This window comes from Hyalangium gracile (genome assembly GCF_020103725.1).
Taxonomy (GTDB): Bacteria; Myxococcota; Myxococcia; order Myxococcales; family Myxococcaceae; genus Hyalangium; species Hyalangium gracile.
In genome coordinates, this window is record NZ_JAHXBG010000057.1 from 1 (window position 1) to 3,151 (window position 3,151).

The 3,151-nt window shown below is 68.5% G+C and carries 3 protein-coding genes; all 3 read right to left on the reverse strand.

The window, feature by feature from the left end:
- Positions 1–118: 118 nt before the first annotated feature.
- The 3 genes from istB to KY572_RS46695 are packed head-to-tail and all read right to left on the reverse strand — an operon-like array spanning position 119 to position 2,843.
- Complete coding sequence (gene istB / locus KY572_RS46685; protein WP_224250293.1) at positions 119–880, reverse strand: IS21-like element helper ATPase IstB; 762 nt, start codon at positions 878–880, stop codon at positions 119–121.
- Positions 877–2,385, reverse strand: a complete 1,509-nt coding sequence (gene istA / locus KY572_RS46690) for an IS21 family transposase (RefSeq protein ID WP_224250294.1) — start codon at positions 2,383–2,385, stop codon at positions 877–879. The genes istB and istA overlap by 4 nt, the downstream gene beginning before the upstream one ends.
- The gene (locus KY572_RS46695) at positions 2,382–2,843 is read right to left on the reverse strand and encodes a hypothetical protein (RefSeq protein WP_224250295.1); all 462 of its coding nucleotides are present in this window, start codon (positions 2,841–2,843) and stop codon (positions 2,382–2,384) included. Before KY572_RS46695 ends, istA begins: the two co-directional genes overlap by 4 nt.
- Between the last annotated feature and the right edge of the window lie 308 nt (positions 2,844–3,151).

Here is a 3,151-nt window from a genome sequence, read left to right on the forward strand (position 1 = left end):
TGTTGGCGGTCATCGTGGAGCGCGGAAATCGGGTCATCGGTCGCACGACGGCCCCACTCCCCGGGCGCCCGGAGTGGGCGGAGCGGAGAGAGGGGCCGTTTCAAGGTGGCGCTGAGGCTCAGCTCTTCTTGGCCTTACGCTCGGCGCGCGACTCCTCGGCCACACGTCTGCGGTAGCTGTCGCCCTCGATGCTGATGATGCTGGCGTGGTGGATGACGCGATCGATGAGGGCGACGGCGCAGGCCGCGTTGGGGAAGATGGAGGGCCACTCGCTGAAGGGCAGATTGGTGGTCAAGACGATGGGCTTCTTCTCGTAGCGGCGAGAGACGACCTGGAAGAGCAGGTCTGCGCTGCGCGCGTCGTAGGAGAGGTAGCCAATTTCGTCGATGACGAGCAGCCCGGCTTGAGAGCAGTAGTGCTTGAGCCTTCTGTCCAGCGCGCGAGCCGAGTCCTGGCAGCCGAGATCCAACAGCAGCTGGCTGGCGGTGGTGAAGAGGACGGAGTGGCCAGCCTGCACCGCGTTGTAGGCGATGTTCTGGGCAATCATGGTTTTGCCCAGGCCTTGAGGGGCGACGAGGACGACGTTGGCGGGGCGGGCGATGAAGTCCAATTGGAGAGCGCTGTCGACGGCGGCCCTGTCAATGCGCTTGGGCCAGCCCCAGTCGAAGCTGGCCATGGGAGTGAGCGCGCCCAGGCGGCTGTGGGCCAGGCGCCGCTCCACGCTGCGGCGAGCCTTGTCCTGGGATTCCTGGTCGGCGATGGCCTCCAAGAGTTCGGTGGGCCCCCATCTGCGTTTGGTGGCCGTGGCGATCAGGTCGTCCAGCGTGTCGCTGGTATGACGCAGGCCCAGAGAGGTGAGGCGTTCCTTCAAAGGCTTCATGGGGTGTGCTCCTGCTGCTGGCCCTTGAGCAGGGCGTCATAGTCGGTGAGGGAGTGCTGGGAGACGCGCTGCTCGCGGACGCGCGCGTCGTCGGGCAGGATGACGGGCAGTGGAGGGGGAGCGCCTTTGAGCCGGGTCCGCATGTCCAGCACGTGGGCTACGGAGGTGGGCGAGAGCGCCCCGCGTGCCAGCGTTTCAGCGATGGCGGACTCCAGTTCGGCGGCACCGTAGCGCTCCAGCAGGGACAGGAGCCGAGCGGTATGGTTGCCCAGGTTGTCGCCCCGCGCCGCCAACAGGTTGAGCAGCACGTCGGCGCGCGGGCAGCGGGTGCGTAACACGTCCCGGCCTCGCAGCTCGTGAGCGTGAGTCTTCTTGCGAGCCAGTGCCGCCAGGTGGAGCGGATCCTCGATGGTGTCGCCCTTGCTCCAGCTGCGCGAGTGCTGGGCCACCTCGAGGCTGCCCTGGAGCAGGCGCACCGTGGAGGTGGAGGCCACCAGGGTGAGAGGCTTTTTCACCAGGGTGTCTGGGATGGAGTAGTCGTTGCCGTCGAAGCGGATGTAGGGCGTTTTGCCCGAGGAGACGGGGCGCACTACCTCGCAGGCGAAGGGGTGCTGGGGCAGCGGCAGCAGCAGAGGGCGCTCTTGCACCCAGGCCTGGGCGACGGTGCGGCCCGCAGCCTCGCCCGGTACCGCTCGAGCGTGCGCCACCTCGTCCACCCAGCGTGCCAGGTGAGCGTTGAGCTCGTCCACGCCGGGGAAGGAGCGCGCGGCGAAGAAGGAGTCCCGCAGGTAGCGGATGGTGCGCTCGACCTTGCCCTTCTCGTTGCCCCTGTAGGGGGCGCACGGCTTGGGTGCGAAGTGGTAGTGGCCGGCCAGCTCCAACAGGCGCGGGTGGAAGCGGATGGCATCGCCTGCGCGCTCCAGCACCACGCTCTTGAGGTTGTCGTAGAGAATGGAGCGCGGCACGCCGCCCAGGGCGGTGAAGGCATGCACGTGCCCGGACAGGAAGCTCTCCATGGTGGTGTCCAGGAAGAAGCGCGCGTACAGGGCGCGGCTGTGCGAGAGCACCAGCACGAAGCAGGACAGCGTGCGCAAGGCGTTGCCCACCTGCACCTTGCCGAAGTGGCCCCAGTCCACCTGGGCCTGCTCTCCGGGCAGCGTCCTCAGCCGCAGGTAGGCCTCCGCCTGGGGTACCGGCCGCACCTGGTTGACGTAGCGCCGCACCTGCACGTAGCTGCCCGGGTAGCCGCGCGCCTTCACCATGTGGAACAGGCGACTGGCCCGCAGCCGCGGGTGCGCTTGCAGGGTGTGCTGGATGAAGTCCTTGTAGGGCGCCAGCACGCTGGGCTTGAGCGTGCTCCTGTCCAGGCTCTTCACCTGCACCTGGGTGAGGGCTGCCCTCACCGTGTCGTGGTGCAGGCTCAGCTCCGCGGCGATCGTGCCCACCTTCCAGTGCTCGGCGTAGTACAGCCGACGGATTCGGGCGCGTACCTCGGGCTCAATCATGGCTCACCTCCGGCAGCGGGGCGCTGGCTCCAACGGGGGCGGAAGCGCGCCAGCGTGGTGTGCCGCACGTAGCGGCTGACACGCCCGCAGTGGGCGCAGGTGGGGGAGTGCTCGGGGGCATGCGGCAAGGGCCTCTCTGCGCTGGAGGGCAGCTGCGCCGACATGGCGGGCGGCTCCAGCGTGGGCGACACCTTCGGCTCCTCGGCAGCCACTGGGGGAGGCTGATGCGTCACTTTCTGCTGCTGCCGCTGTCGGTACGCGGCCTGGCGCGCGGCATGGGCATGCCTCCCATCCAGCGTGCGCTGATAGCGCCCTCCTGCCTCGCGCACCGACTGCCGCCGGGCTCTCTTCCGGCACGGCTCACTGCAGTAGCGCTGGCCCCGATCGCACCGGCTGCACAAGAAGAACTGGCGCAGGCACTCCGCTCGGCCACACATCACATATCGCAGTGCTTCCACGCGCCCCCCGGCGCGTGGCCCGCTTCTGGCGCCGCGCCCCGAAGTGCGCTACCTCCCTCTCACCGGCCCGCCCACCTCGCACTCCCAGGGCGCGCCTCCAGGAGGGCCTTCCAGGTGTCGCTGGAGGGCCTTTCGTTTTTCAGGGGCACGCGCTCGGGCACCTTCTCCGTCCCACAGCTTGCCCACAACTTTTCAGTCTCCCCCGGACCCCCTCACACAGCTCCCCTGCCACGAGCGGTGCCGCTCATCTCGCAGGCTCTGTCGATCCGGGGCGACGATGACGGTGGAGATCTGAGATCTGGAATCCC